The 238-nt window shown below is 72.7% G+C and carries 1 pseudogene; it reads right to left on the bottom strand.

Features of this window, described 5'->3' with window-relative positions:
* Positions 1–238 (bottom strand): annotated as a pseudogene (locus Q1A87_RS24045) (protein-L-isoaspartate O-methyltransferase); the annotation flags it as partial.

The following is a 238-nucleotide window of genomic DNA, read 5'->3' as shown; positions in this document are numbered from 1 at the left end:
ATGTCGTAGCCACGATGCGTGATCAGGTGGCGCGTTATCGCCGCGCGGGTGCGGTAGAATTCCGACGTCCCGTGGCTCGCCTCCCCCAGCAGGATCACCCGCCGGTCTGCCCAGCGGTCGAACATCCGCCCGAAGGCCGGATCCTCGAAACCGGGCAGGGGCTCGGCCGCGTCGGCGATCATCTCGGGCAGGCTGCGGCCCGGCCCTTGCGCGCTGGCGGCGCGGCGGCCCTCCTCGG

This window comes from uncultured Jannaschia sp. (assembly GCF_947494055.1).
GTDB lineage: Bacteria > Pseudomonadota > Alphaproteobacteria > Rhodobacterales > Rhodobacteraceae > Jannaschia.
The sequence above is the reverse complement of the archived record's forward strand: the minus strand, read 5'-3'. Positions and strand labels throughout refer to the sequence as shown.